The organism is Amycolatopsis sp. EV170708-02-1 (assembly GCF_022479115.1).
Classification (GTDB): Bacteria; Actinomycetota; Actinomycetes; order Mycobacteriales; family Pseudonocardiaceae; genus Amycolatopsis.
The window spans coordinates 153,459-173,801 of the sequence record NZ_CP092497.1 but is presented as its reverse complement, the minus strand read 5'-3'; the positions used below and the strand labels follow the sequence as shown (position 1 = coordinate 173,801).

The 20,343-nt window shown below is 71.0% G+C and carries 12 protein-coding genes; 11 read left to right on the top strand and 1 reads right to left on the bottom strand.

All coding sequences use genetic code 11. The annotated features are described in order from the left end of the window. The first annotated feature begins 22 nt into the window (after positions 1-22). The 5 genes from MJQ72_RS00730 to MJQ72_RS00710 are packed head-to-tail and all read left to right on the top strand — an operon-like array spanning position 23 to position 11,943. A complete protein-coding gene (locus tag MJQ72_RS00730) occupies positions 23-3,058 on the top strand; it encodes an amino acid adenylation domain-containing protein (protein ID WP_240597058.1) in 3,036 nt (1,011 codons plus the stop codon). Further along, positions 3,055-8,481: a non-ribosomal peptide synthetase/MFS transporter gene (locus tag MJQ72_RS00725; RefSeq protein ID WP_240597057.1), complete on the top strand. Its 5,427-nt coding sequence runs from the start codon at positions 3,055-3,057 to the stop codon at positions 8,479-8,481. Before MJQ72_RS00730 ends, MJQ72_RS00725 begins: the two co-directional genes overlap by 4 nt. Further along, on the top strand, positions 8,478-9,749 hold the full coding sequence (locus tag MJQ72_RS00720; protein WP_240597056.1) for an ATP-grasp domain-containing protein: 1,272 nt from the start codon (positions 8,478-8,480) through the stop codon (positions 9,747-9,749). Before MJQ72_RS00725 ends, MJQ72_RS00720 begins: the two co-directional genes overlap by 4 nt. Continuing rightward, positions 9,746-11,011 (top strand): ATP-grasp domain-containing protein, encoded by a 1,266-nt coding sequence (locus MJQ72_RS00715; RefSeq protein ID WP_240597055.1) that lies wholly within the window; start codon positions 9,746-9,748, stop codon positions 11,009-11,011. The genes MJQ72_RS00720 and MJQ72_RS00715 overlap by 4 nt, the downstream gene beginning before the upstream one ends. Further along, the gene (locus tag MJQ72_RS00710) at positions 11,008-11,943 is read left to right on the top strand and encodes a TauD/TfdA family dioxygenase (protein ID WP_240597054.1); all 936 of its coding nucleotides are present in this window, start codon (positions 11,008-11,010) and stop codon (positions 11,941-11,943) included. Before MJQ72_RS00715 ends, MJQ72_RS00710 begins: the two co-directional genes overlap by 4 nt. Before the next feature lie 511 nt (positions 11,944-12,454). Here the strand turns inward: MJQ72_RS00710 and MJQ72_RS00705 are convergent. Further along, positions 12,455-13,486: an Lrp/AsnC family transcriptional regulator gene (locus MJQ72_RS00705; protein ID WP_240597053.1), complete on the bottom strand. Its 1,032-nt coding sequence runs from the start codon at positions 13,484-13,486 to the stop codon at positions 12,455-12,457. Between the two features lie 116 nt (positions 13,487-13,602). Here MJQ72_RS00705 and MJQ72_RS00700 point away from each other — a divergent pair, with 116 nt between their 5' ends. The 6 genes from MJQ72_RS00700 to MJQ72_RS00675 all read left to right on the top strand — a co-directional run bounded on the left by MJQ72_RS00700 (position 13,603) and on the right by MJQ72_RS00675 (position 20,203). After that, entirely contained in the window at positions 13,603-14,829 is a 1,227-nt protein-coding gene (locus MJQ72_RS00700) for a M20 family metallopeptidase (RefSeq protein WP_240597052.1), read from the top strand. Beyond that, positions 14,826-16,151 carry an MFS transporter gene (locus tag MJQ72_RS00695; RefSeq protein ID WP_240597051.1) on the top strand — a complete coding sequence of 442 codons (1,326 nt, stop codon included), beginning with the start codon at positions 14,826-14,828 and terminating at the stop codon, positions 16,149-16,151. The genes MJQ72_RS00700 and MJQ72_RS00695 overlap by 4 nt, the downstream gene beginning before the upstream one ends. 145 nt (positions 16,152-16,296) lie before the next feature. Further along, positions 16,297-17,637: an MFS transporter gene (locus MJQ72_RS00690; protein ID WP_240597050.1), complete on the top strand. Its 1,341-nt coding sequence runs from the start codon at positions 16,297-16,299 to the stop codon at positions 17,635-17,637. Positions 17,638-17,639: 2 nt separating this feature from the next. Then, on the top strand, positions 17,640-18,779 hold the full coding sequence (locus tag MJQ72_RS00685; RefSeq protein ID WP_240597049.1) for an ROK family transcriptional regulator: 1,140 nt from the start codon (positions 17,640-17,642) through the stop codon (positions 18,777-18,779). Continuing rightward, positions 18,776-19,492, top strand: coding sequence for an SDR family NAD(P)-dependent oxidoreductase (locus MJQ72_RS00680; RefSeq protein WP_240597048.1), 717 nt, complete (start codon positions 18,776-18,778; stop codon positions 19,490-19,492). Before MJQ72_RS00685 ends, MJQ72_RS00680 begins: the two co-directional genes overlap by 4 nt. Positions 19,493-19,510: 18 nt before the next feature. Then, positions 19,511-20,203, top strand: coding sequence for a gamma carbonic anhydrase family protein (locus MJQ72_RS00675; protein WP_240597047.1), 693 nt, complete (start codon positions 19,511-19,513; stop codon positions 20,201-20,203). Positions 20,204-20,343: the final 140 nt, after the last annotated feature.

The window sequence follows — 20,343 nt, the reverse complement described above, 5'->3', positions numbered from 1 at the left end:
ACCTCCCACTGAACAGGAAATCATGAGCGACACGAAGGAATGGACGTTCCCAGCCTCGTTCGGGCAGGAGCGGATCTGGCTGTCCGGCCAGCTCGACCCGGCGTCCCCGGTGTACAACCTGCACTGCCAGGCCCGGCTGGACCGCCCGCTGACCCCGGAGCAGTGGCGCGCCGCGCTCGGCGTCATCGTCGGGCGGCACGAGGCCCTGCGCACGTCGTTCCGCATGGACGGCGGCGCGCTGATGCAGGTGGTGCACGCCGAGGTGCCGATCGAGCCCGAGGTGCACGACTTGCGGGACCTGCCCGCCGGCGCCCGTGAAGAGCGGCTCGCCGAGCTCGTCGGTGATGTGTCGCGCGGGGCCATCCCGCTCGACGCGCCGCCGCCGTGGCGGGCCCAGGTGTGCCGGATGGCCGACGACGAGTGGGTGCTCACGTTCGTCGTGCACCACACCGTTTTCGACGCCGGTTCGGTGCTGGTGCTGGGCACGGAGCTGGGCGAGGCGTGCGACGCCGTGTTCGAGGGCCGCGAGCCGAAGCTGCCCGAGCTGGCCATCCAGTACCCGGACTACTCGGCCTGGCAGCGCGGGCAGCTCGAAACGTCCAGCGAACAGCTGGACTACTGGCGCAAGCAGCTCGCCGGGCTGCCGCCGGTGCACGGCCTGCCCACCGACCGGCCGCGGCCGTCGGAGCTGACGTTCGCCGGTGACCAGGTGCATTTCACCCTCCCGGACGGTCTGATCGACCGGGTCGGCGAGCTGAGCCGGGAGCTGTCGGCGTCGCCGTTCATGGTGCTGCTGGCCGGCTACGCGGCACTGCTGTCGCGACTGTCCAGAGTGGACGACATCGTCGTCGGCGTCCCGGTCGCCGGCCGCGACCTGCCCGAGCTGGCCGATCTGATCGGCATGTTCGTCAACCAGATGGCCGTGCGGGTCGACTGCTCCGGCGCGCCCGCGTTCACCGAGCTGGTCGGCCGGGTCCGGACCACGCTGCTGGAGGCGATCGACCACAGCCAGGTGCCGTTCCAGGCGGTCGCCGAGGCGGTCGGGGCCGAACGCGACCCCGGCGTGCAGGCGCTGTACCAGCTCGGGTTCAACTTCCTGCCCGACTCGGGGCTGGAGCCGATCCGCTCGGCCACCGCGAAGGACGACATCGCGATCGATCTGACCGCCGTGGACGGCAGGCTCGTCTACCGCACCGACCTGTTCGACCGCGAGACCGCCGAAGCCCTGGCCGAGCGATACGTGCGGCTGCTGACCGCGGCGATCGCCGATCCCGCTCAGTCGGTCGCGGATCTGCCGCTGCTGTCGGACGCCGAACGTGAACTGGTCCTGACCGGCTGGAACCCGGCAGTGTCCACTTCGGACACCCAGCCGGTGCACGTCAGGTTCGAGGACCAGGCGCGGCGAACTCCGGACGCACCCGCCGTCGACTTCGGCGGGGTTCGCTTGACGTATGCCGAGCTGAACGCGCGGGCCAACCGTGTCGCACACCGGCTGCGCGAGCTGGGCGCCGGTCCCGGCACCGTCGTCGGCGTCTGCGTGCCGAACTCGGCGGACCTGCTGACCGGCGTACTCGGGGTGCTGAAGAGCGGCGCGGCCTACGTCCCGCTCGACCCGGACAACCCGGCCCCACGGCAGGAGCTGATCCTCGCCGACGCGGGTGTCCCGTTCGTGCTGGTCACCGGCGAGTCCACTTTGGACACGAAGACGCTGGCCCTGGACGACCCGGCCGAGTGGTCCGCCGCGGCCGCCGAGGATCCGGAACCGGCGGCCGGGCCGGGCGACGTCGCCTACGTGATCTACACGTCGGGATCGACCGGGCGGCCCAAGGGTGTCGAGGTCGAGCATCGGGCCGTCGACACGTACCTGGCGTGGGCGCGTGAGGCGTACCCCGGCCTGGCCGGGCGTGCGTTGCTGCACACGTCGCCGTCGTTCGACCTCACCGTGACGACACTGCTCGGCACCCTCACCGCCGGGGGAGCGGTGGTCGACGGCGGCCGCCCGACGTTCGTCAAAGCGACTCCGACGCACCTCGCCATCCTCGCCGAGGAGCTGTTCCCGACGGGTGAGCTGGTGCTCGGTGGCGAAGCGCTGACCGCCGAGACCGTCCAGCCGTGGCGGGACCGGCACCCCGGCACGCTCGTCGTCAACGAGTACGGCCCGACGGAGGCCACGGTCGGCTGCGTCGTGCACCGGATCGAACCCGGGGACGAACTTCCCTCCGGGCCGGTCTCGATCGGCCGTCCGGTGCCCGGCACCCGCGTGTACGTCCTCGACGAGCGGCGGCGTCCGGTGCCGCCGGGCGTCCCGGGCGAGCTGTACGTCGCCGGGCCGCAGCTCGCCCGCGGCTACCTCGGGCTGCCGGACCTGACCGCGGAGAAGTTCATCGAGGGACCGTCCGGCCGGATGTACGCCACCGGCGACCTCGTCCGCTGGCGTCGCGACGGCTCGCTCGACTACCTCGGCCGCGCCGACGAGCAGGTGAAGCTGCGCGGCTACCGCATCGAGCCCGGCGAGGTCGAAGCGGCGCTGCGGGAGCTGTCGGACGTGCGGGACGCGGCCGTGGCGGTCCGCGGCGACGCGCTCGTCGGCTACGTCGTCGGCAGCACCGAAGGCGCGGCCGAGGCCCTGAGGAAGACGTTGCCGGAGTACCTGGTGCCGACCCGGTTCGTGTCGCTCGACGCGCTGCCGATGGCGGCCAGCGGCAAACTCGACCGGGCCGCGCTGCCGGATCCCGAACCCGATGAGGCACCGGCGTACGTCGCACCCCGGACCGCGGCCGAAGAACTCGTCGCCGAGGTGCTCGGGGAGCTGCTCGGCATCGACGACCTCGGCGCGCACGACGACTTCTTCGCCCGCGGCGGCAACTCGCTGCTGGCGATCCGCGCGATGGCCCGGCTCCGCAAGCAGATCGAGGTCGACATCCCGGTGCGGGGCCTGTTCACCCTCACCACTGTCGCCGGGCTCGCCGCGGAGATCGAGCGGCGGCTCGAGGAAGACCTCGACCAGCTCAGCGACGAGGAGGTCCAGCGCCAGCTGGCCGAAGGTGAGAAGTCATGACCGCGATCGACGAAACCAGCGCGGCCGCGCGCCGCGCCCTGCTCGAACGGCGATTGCGACGGCGCGCGGAGCCGGCCGCGACCATCACCCCGCGTCCTGCCGACGCCGTCGTCCCGCTGTCGTATCAGCAGGAACGCGTCTGGTTCATGGAGCAGTTCGCGCCGGGCACCGGGTCGTATCACATCCCGGTGCCGATCCGGCTGACCGGCAGGCTCGACGTCGCCGCGCTTCAGTCCGCTTTGGACACTTTGCCCGCGCGGCACGAGGCACTGCGGATGCGCTTCCCGGAAGGGGAGGACGGTCAGCCGTCCGTCCACATCGAACCTTCGGTCCCGGTCGGCCTGTCCATAGTGGACTCGGGAAGCGAGGACGCGGCCCGTGCCGCCGTCGACGCCGCCGCGGCCGAGACGTTCGACCTCGCCACGGGACCGCTGCTGCGGGCGACGCTGGCCCGGGTGTCCGACGAGGACCACCTGCTGGTCCTGTGCACGCACCACATCGTGGGCGACGGCTGGTCGGTCGACCTGCTGCTGCGTGACCTCGCCGCGCAGTACCACGCCCTGAGCACCGGCGGCACGGCCGAGCTGCCCGCGCTGAGCATCGGGTACGGCGACTTCGCGCACTGGCAGCGCCGCACGCTCACCGGCGGCGAGCTCGACCGGCAGCTGGAGCACTGGAAGGCGCAGCTCGCCGGGGTCGAGCCCCTGGAGCTGCCCACCGACCGGCCCCGGCCCGCCAAGCAGAGCTTCGACGGCGCGATCCACGAGTTCTTCGTCGAGCGCGAGCTCGCCCGTGCCCTCGGCGAGCTGAGCCGCGAGCACGGGGTCACGCTCTTCATGACGCTGCTGGCCGCCTACCAGGTGCTGCTTTCGCGGTACTCGGGCCAGGAGGACTTCGCGATCGGCTCGTCGTCGGCCGGGCGCGGCCTGCCCGAGCTGGAGGGCGTGGCGGGCATGTTCATCAACATGCTGCCGCTGCGTGCCCAGCTCGCGGGCGATCCGACGTTCGCCGAACTGCTCGAACGCACCCGGCGGCACGTGCTGGACGCGTTCGACCACGCCGACGTCCCGTTCGAGCGGCTGGTGAACGCGCTCGGCGTACCCCGCGACGTCAGCCGCTCGCCGGTGTTCCAGGCGATGTTCGTGCTGCAGAACTACGAGATGGGCCGGATGGACGCGGCCGGGGAGTCCGAAGTGGACTTCCGCTGGCTGCCGATGGACCTGCCCGCGACCCGGTTCGACTTCGAGTTCCACGCGATCGAGCTCGAACGCGGGCTGATCGGCAAGCTCGTGTACAACACCGCGCTGTTCACCGAGGACACGGTCGCCGGGATGGCCGGGCGGCTGGTCACGCTGCTGCGCTCGATCGTCGCCGAGCCGGACCGGCGGCTGTCCGAAGTGGACATCCTCGACGACACGCAGCGCGAGCTCGTCCTGGAGCGCTGGAACGCCACGACGGCCGAGTTCCCGCAGACCACGCTGCACGCGCTCGTCGAGGAGCAGGCCGCCCGGACGCCGGACGCGCCCGCGGTGACCTTCCGCGGCGCGTCGCTGACCTACCGCGAGCTGGACGAGCGGGCCAACCGGCTCGCGCACCGGCTGCGTGGCCTCGGCGTCGGTCCGGGCGTGCTCACCGGTGTGTTCGCGGAGCGGTCGTTCGAGCTGGTTGTCGCGCTCCTCGGCGTGCTGAAAGCCGGTGGCGCGTACGTCCCGCTCGACCCGGAGTACCCGGCCGACCGGCTGGCGTTCATGCTGCGGGACGCCGCCGCTCCCGTCGTGCTGACGCAGGCCGCGTTGCGCGAGACGCTGCCACCGGGGGACGCGACCGTCATAGTTCTAGACAACCCTGACGATCTCGCCGAGACGGCCGAGCCGCCCGAGCCGCTCGCCGGACCGGAAGACCCGGCGTATGTCATCTACACCTCGGGCTCCACAGGGCAGCCGAAGGGCGTGCCCAACGGCCACCGCGGCATCGTCAACCGGCTCGACTGGATGCAGCGCGTGTACCGCCTCGACGGCACCGATTCGGTGCTGCAGAAGACCCCGGCCGGGTTCGACGTGTCGGTCTGGGAGTTCTTCTGGCCGCTGATCAGCGGCGCGCGGCTCGTCCTCGCCGAACCCGGCGGCCACAAGGACGCCGCGTACCTGCGTGAGCTGCTCGCGTCCGAAGGCATCACCACCGCGCATTTCGTGCCGTCGATGCTCACGCTCTTCCTGGCCGAACAAGGCGTCGAGACCTGCACGGCGTTGCGGCGGGTCGTGTGCAGCGGCGAGGAACTGCCGCTCGACGCCGCGCGCGAGTTCACGCGGCGGCTGCCGGACTGCGAGCTGCACAACCTCTACGGCCCGACCGAAGCCGCCATCGACGTCACCGCCTGGCACTGCACGCCCGCCGCGCTCGCCAACGTCGCGTCGGTGCCGATCGGCGCGCCTATCCAGAACATCCGGATCTACGTGCTCGATCGTGCCGGGCGGCCCTGCCCGGTCGGCGTGCCCGGCGAGCTGCACATCGCCGGCGTCGGTCTCGCCCTGGGCTACCACCATCGCCCGGAACTGACGGCCGAGCGGTTCGTGCCCGATCCGTTCCACAGTGGACGGATGTACCGCACCGGCGACCTCGCGCACTGGCGCCCGGACGGGACGATCGCGTTCCTCGGCCGGATCGACCACCAGGTCAAACTGCGCGGCCTCCGTATCGAGCTGGGGGAGATCGAGACGACCTTGCGCGCCCAGCCGGGCGTGCGCGACGCCGCCGTGATCGTCCGCGAGGACACGCCGGGGGACAAGCGGCTGGTCGGGTACGTCGTCGGCGACGCCGAGCCCGGGGCGCTGCGGACGGCGCTCAAGCAGAGCCTCCCGGACTACATGGTCCCGCCGTCGTTCGTCGCGCTCGACGAGCTGCCGCTCACCCCGAACGGCAAACTCGACCGCAAGGCGCTGCCCGCTCCGGTCGCCGCCCGCGACGCGACCAAGGAACTGGTCGCGCCGTCGACCCCGGTCGAGACCCTGCTGGCCGAGATCTGGCGCGACGTGCTCAAGGTGGACGAGCTGGGCGTCGACGACGACTTCTTCGACCTCGGCGGCCATTCGATGCTGGCCACCCAGGTGGTGGCGCGGATCGGCAAGGCGGGCGCGGGCCAGGTCGGCGTCATGGACCTGTTCCAGCACCGCACGATCCGCGAGCTGGCGTCCTTCATGGACGGTGACGACACCGACCGGCCGCGGCACCTGCTGTACGAGCTGACCAAGCCGGCGAAACAGCGGACGCTGACCTACGTCTGCTTCCCCTACGGCGGCGGCAGCGCGATCGTCTACCAGCCACTGGCCGACGCGCTCCCGGAGGGCTACTCGCTCTACTCGGTCGCCATCCCCGGCCACGACGTCGGACTGTCCGAAGAGGCGTTGCCCTTCGACGACCTGGTCGAGCGGCTGGCCGACGAGATCCTGGACCGCATCGACGGCCCGCTGGCCATCTACGGCCACTGCGGTGTCGGCAACGCGCTCGCCGTCGCCGTCGCCCGGATGCTCGAAGAACGCGGCCGCGAACTGGAGGTCGTCTACATCGGCGCGATCTTCCCGTTCGCCCGGATGAAGGGCGCGGTGGGGACGCTGCGCACCCGGCTGGAGAAGCTGCGCAGCAACCGGTACTACTCGAACTGGCTCAAGGGCATGGGCGTCGACACCGACGACCTCGACCCGGCGCAGGCCGACCGGATCATCACGAACATGCGCGCCGACAGCCGCGCCGCCGAGGAGTACTTCAGCGGCCTGCTCGACGCCCGCGTGGCCAAGCTGCGCGCGCCGATCGTGTCGGTCGTCGGCTCCGAGGACCCGGTCACCGACTACTACGCCGAGCGGTACCGGGAATGGGAGTTCCTCACCGACACCACCGCGCTCGTGGTGCTCGACCAGGCCGGGCATTTCTTCCTGCGGTACCGGGCCGAGGAGCTCGCGGAGATCGTCACGCGCGTGCACCCGGCGCTGGACGATCCCGGCGAGCTCGACGTCCGGGTCCGCGGCGAGGACGCGGGCTGGGCGGTGCACGAGACCCATAAAGCAGAAGTGGACGACAAACCCGCGGTGCGGCCGAGCATGGGCCGGTTCGTCACGATCACGATCGGGCAGCTGGTGTCCTCGACCGGCTCGGCGCTGACGTCGTTCGCGGTGCCGATCTGGCTCTACACCCGCACGGGCTCGGTCGCCGACCTCGGCCTGCTGTGGGCGCTCGCGCTGCTGTTCGGCGTGCTCGTCCTGCCGGTGGCGGGTGCGCTGGTCGACCGCGGCGACCGGCGGCGGATCATGATCGCGGCCAGCGGTATCGCGGGCGGGATCCAGCTGATACTGGCGTTGGTGCTGATCACCGGGCACGTCCAGCTGTGGTTGTTCTACGTGCTGATCCCGCTCGGGTCGGTGGCCGCTTCGTTCCAGCGCATCGCTTATCAGTCGTCGGTGGCGCAGCTGGTGCCGAAGCAGTACCTCGGGCACGCGATGGGTCTCGCGCAGCTGTCCACCGGGTTCGCCCAGCTGCTGATGCCGGTGATCGCGGCCGGGCTGCTGGCGACGATCCAGCTGTCCGGAATCCTGATCCTGGACATGGCGAGCTATGTGTTCGCGATCGTGGGTCTGCTGCTGGTGCGGTTCCCGGACATGCTGGGCTGGCGCCCGCGCGAACCGCTGCTGACGGCGATCGCGGGCGGGCTGCGGTACTCGTGGAACCATCGCGGTTTCCGCACGATGCTGCTGTACTTCGCGCTGGCGAACGTCTTCCTCGCCCCCGCGCTGGTGCTGCTGTCGCCGCTCGTGCTGTCGTTCGGTTCGGTCACCGACGTCGCGCAGGTGGCGCTGGCCGAGGCCGTCGGCGCGGTGGCCGGCGGGATCGGGATGGCGTTGTGGGGCGGCCCGCGGCACCGGCGGATGGTCGGCGTGCTCGTCGGCAACGTCGGGATCGCGCTCGGCAGCCTGGTGATGGGCCTGCGGCCGTCGCTGATCGTCGTCGCGGCCGGGGTGTTCCTCCTGGCCGCCGCGATGTCCGTGTCGCAGGGTATTTACGCGACGCTGGTGCAGGTCAAGGTGCCGCAGCGGTTCCACGGCCGGGTGTTCGCGATCAACCAGACGATCACGTGGTCGACGCTGCCGATCGGGTTCGCCGTGCTGGCGCCGCTGGCCGTCGGCTGGTTCTCGCCGTTGCTGGCGCCGGGCGGCGCGCTGACCGGGTCGGTCGGTGCCGTGCTCGGCACGGGTGAGACTCGGGGCATCGGGCTCGCCTACGTCGTCTTCGCCCTGATCCTGCTGCTGATCAACGTGGGCGGGTTCTCGCTGCGGCTGTTGCGCCGGTTCGACACCGAAGTGCCCGATTCACTGCCCGACGACCTGGTGGGGGCACAGGAACGGGAGCGCAAGCTCGCCGGGAAGGAAGCCGCATGAGTACCGCAGTGCTGGTCAGGGAGGCCCGCGGGCACTGGGTCGGCGAGGTCGCCCCGTCGATGCGGGCGGCCGGGCATCGCGTGGTGCTGCTCGCCCCGCCGATGGACGCGGCCGAGCGCGCCGCGCTGGACGGCGTGGTGGACGACGTCGTCGCGCTCGACGACGTCCACGACGCGGAGGCCGTCGCGGCGAAGGTCCGGGAGATCGCGGGCAGCGCCTTGGCCGGGATCTTCACCGGCTCGGACGGCGCCATCGCGAGCACCGCCCAAGCCGCGGAACTGCTCGGGGTGGCACGCTGCCCGGCGTCGGTGTTCGCCTTGTGCGCGAACAAGTTCGCCGTCCGGGAGGCCCTCGCCGCGGCCGGGCTGCCGGGACCTTCCCACGCTTTGATCTCGTCGGCCGCCGAGGCGGAGTCGGTGGCCGCCGCGGTCGGGCTCCCGGCGATCGTCAAACCGGTCAACGGCGCGGGCAGCAACCTCGTCCGTACCGTGTCCACTGTGGACGAGCTGGCGGCCGCGTACGAGCTGCTGGCCGCGCGGCTGCCCGAGTCGGTGGATCCGCGCTACCACCGTCCCTTGGGGACACTCGATCCTTCGGCGACGTTCCTCGTCGAAGGGTTCCTGAGCGGCCCGGAGTACGCGGTGGACGTGCTGGTCCGTGACGGGGTGGCGGAACCGGTCGAAATCCTCGACAAACCGCTGATCGACGAGCGGAAGTTCGAGCTGGCGCTGTCGTGCCCGCCAGCCGGGCTCACCGCCGACCGGGCCGAGCTGGTCACCGCCGCGGCGGTCGCCGCCGTCCGCGCGCTGGGTCTCGACAACACCTGTGCCCACGTCGAGCTGATCGACGACGCCGACCGCGGTCCGACGATCGTCGAGGTCAACGCGGGCAGGCCCGCCGGGTCGATCATGCCGCTGCTGGCGAAGCTGCGCACCGGCATCGACGTGTTCGCCGAGCTGGCGGCACTCGCGGTGGACGCTCCGCCGCCGGCGCGGGAGCCCGCGAAACTGCCGATCCCGCTGGGCATGCTGATCCTCTACGCGGCCGGTTCGGGCCGGTTGACGAGGATCGGCGGGCTCGACGAGATCGCCGAGCTGCCCGAGGTGATCGACGTCGTCACCACCGTCTCGCCGGGGCAGGTGCTCACCGACGAACAGGAGACCTACGCGGTCAACCTCGTCGTGGCCGGGTTCGCCGACCACGACGACCTCGCCTCCCTGCACGCGGAGGCGAGCAAACTCGTCCAGCTGGACCTGGAGGAAGTGTGAACACCGCGTTCGTGGTCTGCGAGACCGCCGGACAGTGGATCGCCGACGTCGTGGCCGCCGTCCGGGCGACCGGCCTGCGGGCCGAGCTGGTCAGCGAGCCCCTGGACCCGGCCGAGCTGACGCGACTGGGCGAAGTCGTGGACGGCTTCATCATCGTCGCCGACGTCCGTGACGCCGAATCCGTCGCCGAGGCGATCCGGGCGCGGACCCCGCTTCCGGCCGGCGTAGTGACCGCCGCCGAGGGGATCGTCGCGAGCGTCGCCCGTGCGGCCGAACTGCTCGGCGTCGCACGCTGCCCGGCGTCGGTGTTCACGGTGACGCACAACAAGTTCGCGGTCCGGCAGGCGCTGGCCGCCGCCGGGTTGCCGGGGCCGCGTTGCGCGCTGATCTCCGCCGAGTCCGAGGCGGCGTCGGTGGCCGAGGCGGTCGGGCTTCCGGCGATCGTCAAACCGGTGAACGGCGCGGCGAGCAATCTCGTGCGCACGGTGTCCACTGTGGACGAACTGGCGGCGGCGTACCGGCTGCTGGCCGAGCGGTTGCCGCTGTCAGAGGACGCCCGGTACCACCGGCTCGTCGGGTCGATCGACCCGCTGAAGACGTTCCTCGTGGAAGGCTTGCTGCGTGGGCCGGAGTACGCGGTCGACGTCCTGGTGCGCGACGGCGTCGCGGAACCGGTTGCCGTGGTGGAGAAGCCGCTGATCGACGAGCGCAAATTCGAGCTCGGCATGGTCTGCCCGCCGCTCGAACTGTCCGAAAAGGACACCGAGCGGCTGTTCGCGGCGGCGACGTCCGCCGCGCTCGCGCTGGGCCTGGACAACACCTGCGCTCATCTGGAGCTGATCGACGACGCCGAACTGGGCGCGACGATCGTCGAGGTGAACGCGGGCCGCCCGGCCGGTGGCGCCCAGCCGGTGCTGCTGAAGCTCGCGACCGGCATCGACGTCATCGCCGAAGCCGTGTCGCTGGCACTCGGCACGCCGCCGCCCGCGCGAGGCAAGGGCCTGCCCGTGCCGGTCGGCTACCTGATCTTCTACGCCGAGGGCACCGGGCGGCTGGTCCGCGTCGACGGCACCGACGAGGTCGCCGGCCTGCCCGAGGTCCTGGAGGTCGTCACGATCGTGCGCCCCGGCCAGCTGCTCACCGACGACCAGGAGATCTACGCGGTGAACGTGCTCGCCGCCGGGTTCGCCGACACCGAAGACCTCGCCGCGCTGCACGCCGAGGCCGCCAAGCTGATCCGATTCGAACTGGAGGAATCATGACCGCCGAACTCACGGCGAACCTCGGTCACATCGAGGGCAACGAACACACGAAGCTCGCCGTGTACGCGGCCACGGGCCTGGACTGGGTGCGCGCGCACCGCGAAACACTGCAGGACCGCCTGCGCGAACACGGCGCGATCCTGCTGCGCGGGATGCCCGCCGACCTGACGGTGTTCAACCAGGTCACCGAGGAGATCGGCGGCTCGCTGCTGACCTACACGGAACGGTCGACGCCGCGCTCGGCGGTCTCGGGCAACATCTACACCTCGACGGAGTACCCGCCGGCCGAGTCGATCCCGATGCACAACGAGAGCTCGTACTCGGCGCACTGGCCGGACCGGCTGTTCTTCCTGTGCGACATCGCGGCCGAAACCGGTGGCGCGACGCCGATCGCCGACAGCCGCGCGATGTACCGGCTGCTGCCGGAGGACCTGCGCGAGCGCTTCGCGGGCGGCGTCACCTACACGCGGGCGTTCCGCGAAGGCCTCGGGCTGAGCTGGCAGGAGGCGTTCCAGACCGAAGACCGGCAGGCGGTGGAGGCCTACTGCGCCGAGAACGGGCAGACGTTCGAGTGGACCGACGAGGGCCTGCGCACGCGCCACGTGCGGCCGTCCTTCGTCGCGGAACCGCTCACCGGCGGGATGGTGTGGTTCAACCAGGCCAATCTGTTCCACGTTTCCAGCCTGGGGGAGGAGGTCAGCGAGGCGCTGCTGGAGCTGTACCCCGTGGAAGACCTGCCCCGCAACGCCTTCTTCGCCGACGGCTCGCCGATCCCGCAGGCGGACCTGGACACGATCAAGGCGGCCTACGACGAGGTCAGCTACGCGTTCCCGTGGCAGCCGGGCGACATCATGGTGATCAACAACATGCTGATGGCGCATGGGCGGGAGCCGTTCACGGGCAAGCGGCGGACCCTGGTCGCGATGACGTGACCTTCGTCTTCCGGGGCGGGGTCGGTGGTGGGCTGAAGGCTCCTTTCGCCGCGTCTGATGCGACGAAAGGAGCCTTCAGCCCCCCGGTCGGATGCGGGCAGCGATCGTGTCGCGAAAGCCACTTTCGGGACGTGTGATGTCCCGAAAGTGGCTTTCGCGACACGCGTCGAGGCCACACACGTTGCGAAAGCCACTTTCCCCAACCTTCAGCGTCAGGGGCTCGGCGAAGTCGAGATGGCGCAGGCGAAGAGTGTCCACAAGGGACACTTCCTGACGGCTGGATGTCCGATCAATGTACATATGTGCAGTTCCGCGCAGGGGTCGTGAGTGGTAAAGGAGGTTAGAACGACCCAAAACACTCACGACCCCTCCCTGAGGTGCGTAAATCACCTGAATCGGGCACTCAAGCCGCAAGCTGAGTCCCTTATGGACAGTCGAGATCTCCTGGATGAGCCGCTCCGGCTGCCTCTGTGTGCAGACCGAGTGGCTATGCGACTCCCAGGCACAAGGCTCATTCCCGGCGAGCCGGCATGGTGACGACGAATCCCGTGCTGCGCCCCAGATCGTCCAGCAGCCAGCCCATCCGTTTGGCCGTCCGCAGGATCAGCGCCGAGTCGACGATCGACAGCGGGGCCAGGTCCTGTTCCAGATGTTCCTGCATCCGCATCGATTCCTCGATCGAGCGCATCCAGGTGGTCACCAGCAGGTTCGCCGGGCCGGGCAGGCTCGCGATCTGGCGGATGGCCGGGTTCGCCCGCAGCCGGTCCACGCAGGTCGGCACGTGCGCGACGGGCACCTGGCACCACCAGTTGACGACGATCGGCGACGGGGTGAGCCCCTGCGCGATCTCGCACCGGAACGTCAGCGCGTCGGCGGCGAGCAGATGGCCGAGCTGGCGCCGGACGGTCGACACCGGACGGCCGGTGAGCCGGGCGAGGTCCGCGGCATTGCGGCGCCCGTCCTCGCCGAGCGCGCTGGTCAGCGAGGCGTAAGGCTCGTGCCACGGCTGCACCGCCGTCTGCCGTCCGCCCGCGCCGCCGGACGGCGGCAGCTGGGACAACGCCTGCACGCGCCCCCGGTCCAGCGCGCCCACCCGCCACGAGCTGCCTTCGACGTGCAACCGCGACACCAGATGCGAACGGATGTTGAGGACACCGGGAAGCCCGGGGATCGCGTCCAGCAGCAGGGTGGAGAGGTCGTGCATGCCGAGGCCGAACACCGTCAGCACCAGGCTGTACTCGCGTGAGGCCTCCTCGATGCTGACCACCGAAGGCCACGTGGACAGCTCGCGGATGAGCTCCCGGACCTGGCCGCTCGCGCAGCGGATCTCGACATACGCGGCCTGAATCCGGGAGTGCCCGGGCACGCGCGGATAGGCCGTCACCCAGGCGCCGCCTCCGTCACGCAGCCGTTCCCAGCGCCGCGTCAGCGTCACCGGCGACGAACCGAGGGCGTCGCCCAGCTGCGCCCAGGTGGCACGGGGCCGCAGTTGCAGAGCGTGAATGAGCGAAAAGTCGTCCTCATCCAGCGAACCGATCACCATTTGCTCTTCCGGGGGCCGATCGTTGAGCGATTCCGACAATTCTAGCCCGATATCGGACGTGGATTCGCACACTCGACGACCAAGACGCCGACGTCCGACGAAGAGGAGATCGACCGGTGGACCTTCACGACGACGCTCGAAGCCTGCAGGACGAGCTGGTCCGGTTGCGGCGCGACCTGCACCGCGAGCCCGAGATCGGTCTCGACCTGCCCCGCACCCAGGAGCGGGTTCTGCGTGAACTCGACGGGCTCGGCCTGGAGGTCTCCACCGGCACCGACACGACCTCGGTGACCGCGGTGCTGCGCGGCGAAGGTACGGCCCGGGATTCGGCCCGGCCGCGCACCGTCCTGCTGCGCGCGGACATGGACGCCCTGCCGGTGGCCGAAGCGACCGGGCTGGACTTCGCCGCCACGAACGGCGCGATGCACGCCTGCGGCCACGATCTGCACACCACGTCGCTGGTCGGCGCGGCTCGGCTGCTGCACGCCCACCGCGATCGCCTCAACGGCGACGTCGTCCTGATGTTCCAGCCGGGCGAGGAGGGCTGGGACGGCGCCGGCGTGATGCTCCGCGAAGGCGTGCTCGACGCCGCGGGCAGCCGTGCCGACGCGGCCTACGGGCTGCACGTCTTCTCGTCGATGCTGCCCAGCGGGCAATTCGCCAGCCGTCCCGGCACGCTGATGTCCGCGTCGTACCGGCTGCTCGTCACCGTGCACGGTGAAGGCGGCCACGGGTCGATGCCGCACCGCGCCAAGGATCCGATCTCCGCGACCGCCGCGATGATCACCGCGCTGCAGACGATGGTCACCCGGCGGCTGGACATCTTCGACCCGGCCGTGCTCACCGTCGGCGTCATCCGCGGCGGCACCAAGCGCAACGTCATCCCCGCCACCGCCGAATTCGAGGCCACCGTCCGCTGTTTCTCGGACGCCACCGGCGCGCTGCTCGACACGGCGATCCGCGAGACGATCGACGGCGTCGCGCGGGCGCACGGCGTCACCGCCGACGTCGTGTTCGAAAGCGAGTACCCGGTCACCGTCACCGACGTCGACGAGACCGCGTTCGGCGCGGAGGTCGTCCGCGAGACGATCGGCGAGCAGTACTACACCGAGCTGCCCAATCCGGTGGCCGGTTCCGAGGACTTCTCCCGGGTGCTGGCCGAGGTACCGGGCACGTTCCTCGGGCTCGGTGCGCTGATGCCCGGGCTCGAGCCGGACACCGCGCCCAACAACCACAGCCCGTACGCCGATTTCGACCCGTCCGTGCTGTCCAGGGCCGCCACCGTCTACGCCGAACTCGCCGTCCGCCGTCTCGACCGCTTCGCCGAAGGAGCCACCCGATGAGCGCGTCCGCGGGCACGGACCGCCGCCGCACCCTGTTCGGGCTCGGCGCGGGCAACGCGATGGAATGGTTCGACTGGAACATCTACGCGACGTTCGCGTCGTTCTTCGCCGCGCAGTTCTTCAACGCCCAAGACGAGGTTTCGGCGCTGCTGAGCACCTTGGCGGTCTTCGCGGTCGGTTTCGCCGCCCGGCCGCTGGGCGGTCTGGTCTTCGGCTGGATCGCCGACCGCAAAGGCCGTCAGCTGGCGATGACGCTGACGGTCGCGATCGCCGCCGGCGGCAGCCTCGTCATCGGCTTTTCCCCCACGTACGGCCAAATCGGTGTCTGGGCGTCGGTGATCCTCGTGGTGGCACGGCTGGCCCAAGGCCTCGCGCACGGCGGTGAGCTGCCTTCGGCGCAGACCTACATCGCCGAGGTCGCCCCGCCCGCCCGGCGCGGGCTGTGGTCGAGCCTGATCTACTTCTCCGGTACCTGCGGCGTGCTCGCCGGGACGCTGCTGGGCGCGGTCCTCTCCGGTGCGCTGAGCCACGAGCAGATGCTCTCCTTCGGCTGGCGGATCCCGTTCGTGCTCGGTGGCGTCTTCGGGATCTACTCGCTCTACATGCGGCTGCGCATGCGGGAGACCGGGGTGTTCCTCGCCGAGACGGCCAAGGACGACGCCGCCGGGAAGAAGGCCGAGAAGGGCCGGATCTGGCAGACGATCAAGCAGAACCCGAAGCTGCTCGTGCAGGTCGTCGGGTTGACCGTCGGGGCGACGGTCATCTACTACATGTGGGCCGTCGCCGCGCCGTCGTACGCGATCACCGTGCGCGGCGTCGACCCGACCGGTGCGCTGTGGGCCGGCGTGTTCGCGAACGTGGTCTTCCTGATCGCCTTGCCGTTGTGGGGAAGGCTGTCCGACCGCATCGGCAGGAAACCGGTCCTGTTCATCGCGATCGTCGGCCTCCTGGTGCTGAGCTTCCCGTTGAACGCGATGGTCGGCGACCAGGCGTGGCAGCTCTTCCTGGCGATGTCGATCGCGCTGATCTTCATGGCCGGGTTCTCCTCCATCGGCCCGGCGGTCTACGCGGAGATCTTCCCGACCCGCATCCGCACCATCGGTGTCGGCGTGCCGTACTCGATCGCGGTCGCGGCCTTCGGCGGTACCGCGCCGTACCTGCAGACGCTCCTCGCCAAGAACGGCTTCCCGTCGCTGTTCGTCCTCTACGGCATGGTGCTGATGATCATCAGCGCCTTGGTCGTCTTCACCCTGCCGGAAACGCGGGGCGTCGACCTGCACGAGAAGGCGAACGCGGAAGTCGAGTCCAAGACCGTCGCCTGAGCCCTGCCGACCGCCAGGGCGCTTGCCCGATCGGCCTGACTCGGCAGGCCGATCGGCCCCCGCGACGCCCGATACGGGCGGGGGAGGCGCACCCGCTCCTAATTTGGTGCACGTCGCACAAAAGGCGGAGCGGGGAGGAATCCTGATGGTGTCGGGGATGGCGAGCCGGGCGGCGATGTCGCCGAGGCGGGCGCGGTTCGTGCGGAACTGGACCGGAAGACTGGTCGCGTTCGGCGAGTTCATCGACGGCTACGACCTGCTCGTCATCGGCGCCGCCGTCCTGTTCCTCAAGCCGTCGTTCCACCTCACCGCGTCCCAGGTGGGCCTCGTGACCGCGGCGGCGTTCGTGGGCACGGCGCTCGGCCTGGTGGTCTTCGGTGATCTGTCCGACCGGTTCGGCCGCCGGGTGATCTTCATGATCAACCTGGTGGTGTTCGTGGTGGCCTCCCTCGCCGCGGCGTTCGTCCAGGACGTGTGGCAACTGGTCGCGGCCCGGTTCGTGCTCGGTGTCGCGGTGGGGATGGACATCCCGACCTCCCACGCCTTCCTCACCGAGATCGCCCCCAAATCCCGCCGGGGCCGGATCGCGGGCAGCTTGCCGAACATGATGTGGCTGAGCGGAGCCGTCACGTCGGTGCTGCTCGCGCTGGCGCTCCAGCCGTTGTTCGGCGATGAGACGTGGCGGTTGCTGTTCGGGCTGGCCGCACTGCCCGCGGCCGCGGTGCTGGTGGCGAGGCAGTTCCTGCCGGAGTCGCCCCGTTGGCTGAGCGCACGCGGCCGCGTCGACGAGGCGCGGCGAATCTACGACGCACTCGGGCTGGAACCGCCGAAGCGCGAGGTCTCGGAGAAGCGGAGCTACCGGATGTTGCTGGCCGGTGGTGCCTGGCGGCGGCTGGCGACGGTCACGGCCTTCTTCGCCATCCAGGCCTTCGGCGGCGCGGTGGCGACGGTCGCCGGACCGCTGATCATCAGCAGCACCGGCATCGGGGTCTCCAACACCCTGCACTTCTCCTTGCTGGGTTTCGTGGTGGGGCTGGTCGCCGTGGTGGCGGGGGCCGCGATCATCGACCGGGTCAACCGGCGTTGGCTGGGCGTGTGGACGTGCCTCGGGGTGTTCGCCGCCGGGCTGGGCATAGCGTTCACCGGCGAGCGGGCGGGCGTCGGCCTGGTGGCCTTCTGGGTCGTCTACGCCATGCTGACCTGGTTCGGCCCGGGCGTGCTGTCCTGGGTGTGGAGCACCGAGGCGTTCCCCACTTCCTTGCGGGGCCTGGGATCCGGTATCGCGCAGTGCGTGACCCGGCTCGCGATCGCGCTCAACGTGTTCCTGGCACCCATGCTGGCGCAGAAGCACGGGATCACGGTCGTGGCGTGGTACGCCTGCGCGTTCCTGGTGAGCGCGGTGATCGTGCTGGTGTCCCCGTGGCTGGCCACCACCGGTGTCGAGCTCGAAGACACCAACGGTGTCGAGTCCGGGAAGCCGGAGTGAGGATGAACCACCCGGGCCACAGCGGAACCCGGCCGCGTGAGGCCCGGCGGGCCAACACGGCCGCCGTGCTCCAGTTGCTCGCCCGGAGCGGTCCGTTGGCGCGCGGCGACATCGCGAAGGAACTGTCACTCAACCACGGCAGCGTCAGCCGGATCGTCGAGCCCTTGCTGTCCGCCGGTGTCGTCCGTGAACTCGTCGAGCGGCCGGTCGGCGCCCGGGTCGGCAGGCCCCGCGTGCCGGTGGAGCTCGACTCGTCCAGCCGGTACTCGGTCGGTGTGCACCTCGGCCTCGAACGGACCACGCTCGGACTGATCGACCTCTCCGGTCGCTGCGTCGAGACGTACGCCGAGACCCGCGATCCGGCGGACAGCGCCGCCACAGTGCGGCACGCCGCGGAGCTGGCCGCCGGGATGGCGGACGCCGCGCCGGGACCTGTGCTGGGCGTCGGGGTCACCGCCGGCGGTGAAGTGGACCGGGCGACCGGCCGGGTCGTGCGCAACGACGTGCTGGGCTGGGCCGACGTCCGGGTCGACGGCGTGTTCCGCGAGCGGACCGGGCTCGACGTCGTGGTGGACGGCAACGTGGCGGCCCTGCTGGGTGCCGAACTCACCTTCGGCGCGGGGCTCGGCCGGCACGACGTGTCGTACCTGTTCATCGGCAACGTCACGGAGACGGGGTTCCTCCGCAGGCCGGTGGATACGCACTCGAACGGCATCGTTCAGGGCGGTTTCGGCCGCCTTCTCGTACCCGAGCTCACCGGTGGCGGGTACGGGCGCTTCGGTGAGTGCGGGACGGACGTGGCGTTGCTCGCCGCCGCCCGGTCCGCCGGGATCGTGGCGACCTCGCTGGGGGAGCTGATCCGCTTGGCGGCGACGGATCCGGCCGCGGCCGGGCTGCTCGAGGCTCGCAGCGCCCAGGTGGCTCTGGTGGCCGACACGGTGTACGACCTGATGCGGCCGGACCTGATCGTCCTCGGTGGCAGCGGCGCGCCGTCGGACCGATGGCTCGACGCGGTGCGCGATCGCGTCGAGACGGCTCCGCCGGGAGCACTGGCCCGGCCACTGGCGCGGGGCAATCCGTTGGTCGTCGCGGCGGCGGGGCTCGTCGTGCGTGCCTTTTTCACCAGTGGGGAGTGGTCATGAGCGGTGTGGTGGTACTCGGCGGCGCGGGCGGTATCGGCTCGGCCGTGGTGCGGGCGTTGCTGCTGGAGGGACGACCGGTGGCGGTGGTGGACATCGCACCACCGCCACCGGACCATGCCGGGGTGCCGTGGATCCGTGGTGACGCGACCGATCCGGCCGTGATCGGCGCCGCGTTCGACACCCTCGGCGGCGCGACCGGACTGGTGCATTGCCTGCTGAGCGAGTATCGCGCCCCCTTCGCCGAGCAGACCGCGGACGCGCTGCGCAGGGTGCTGGACGTCGGCGCGGTGTCCGCGCTGGAGCCGTTGCAGCAGCTGGTCGCCCGTGCCGGGGGACGGCCGTGCGCCGCGGTGCTGGTCAGTTCGATCCACGCGGGCCTGGCGTGGGGCGGGCAGGCCCCGTACGCGATGGCCAAGGCCGCGCTGGAGGCGCTCGGCCGCGCGGCCGCCGTGGAACTCGGACCGCGCGGGTTGCGGTGCAACACCGTCCGGCCGGGGTTCGTCAAAGTGCCGCGCAACGCGCATCGCTGGCAGGACGCCGCCACTCGCGAAGCGTTGACCGGGCTGCAGCCGGTCGGCGAACTCGCCGGGCCGGAGGACGTCGCGAGCGTGATCGCCTTCCTCCTCGGCGATCAGGCCAGGTTCGTCTCCGGTGAGACCGTCACCGTGGACGGCGCGATGACCGCCGTGCTGCCCGAGCCGACGACACCGTGACTCCGCGCGGCGAACACGATGTCCGAAATCCGCCAGCAGGCCGGCGGCGGGCCAGGCGAATATCGGCTGATGATCGGTGAAACGCGGGGTATCCGCATCCGGCACCGCGGGCGGGAACCCCAGGTCCATCCGACCGCCTACGTCGCGCCGACGGCCACGCTGGTCGGTGATGTCCGGGTGGGGCCGAGGGCTCGGGTGATGTACGGGGCGGTGCTCGATGCCGAAGGGGCCCGGATCGAGGTCGGGGAGGCGTCGGTGATCTGCGAGAACGCCGTGGTGCGCGGGTCCGCGGTCGCCGGTGAACAGCCGGTGCTCGTCGGTGACCACGTTTTCGTGGGGCCGCACGCCACGCTGCTGGGCTGCGAGGTCGGCCGGTGCTCCTATGTGGCGACCGCGGCGACGGTCCTGCAGCGCGCACGGTTGGGGGCCGGCTCGGTCGTCGCCGTCGGCGCGCTCGTCCACGCGCGGACCGTGGTGCCGGACGAGTACTTCGTGCCGCCGCACACCGTGGCCCTCGACGCGCCGGTGCGGCTGATGGCCCCCGGCGATCCGGGGCTGGCCGAGGCCATCGGCCGGGTGGGTTTCGCGCAGGCCGCGTTCGGGGTCGACACCGAGTGGACCGACCGGATCAACCGGTACGAGCACATCGCGGAGGTACGGGTCGCCGAGTTCGGCACGCACGCCGACGACGAGGTCCTGCCCTCCGAGTAGCGCGCCGGCCGTAGGTGCCGGGCGGGCCCTGGCCCGGCCCGGCACTGCGCCCGCACGATCGCTCCCAGGAAGGACTGCGGGCTCATGCACGGCGCCGAGGCCGTCACCGAATCTGCCCGCTTGGGGAAAGATCACGCTGG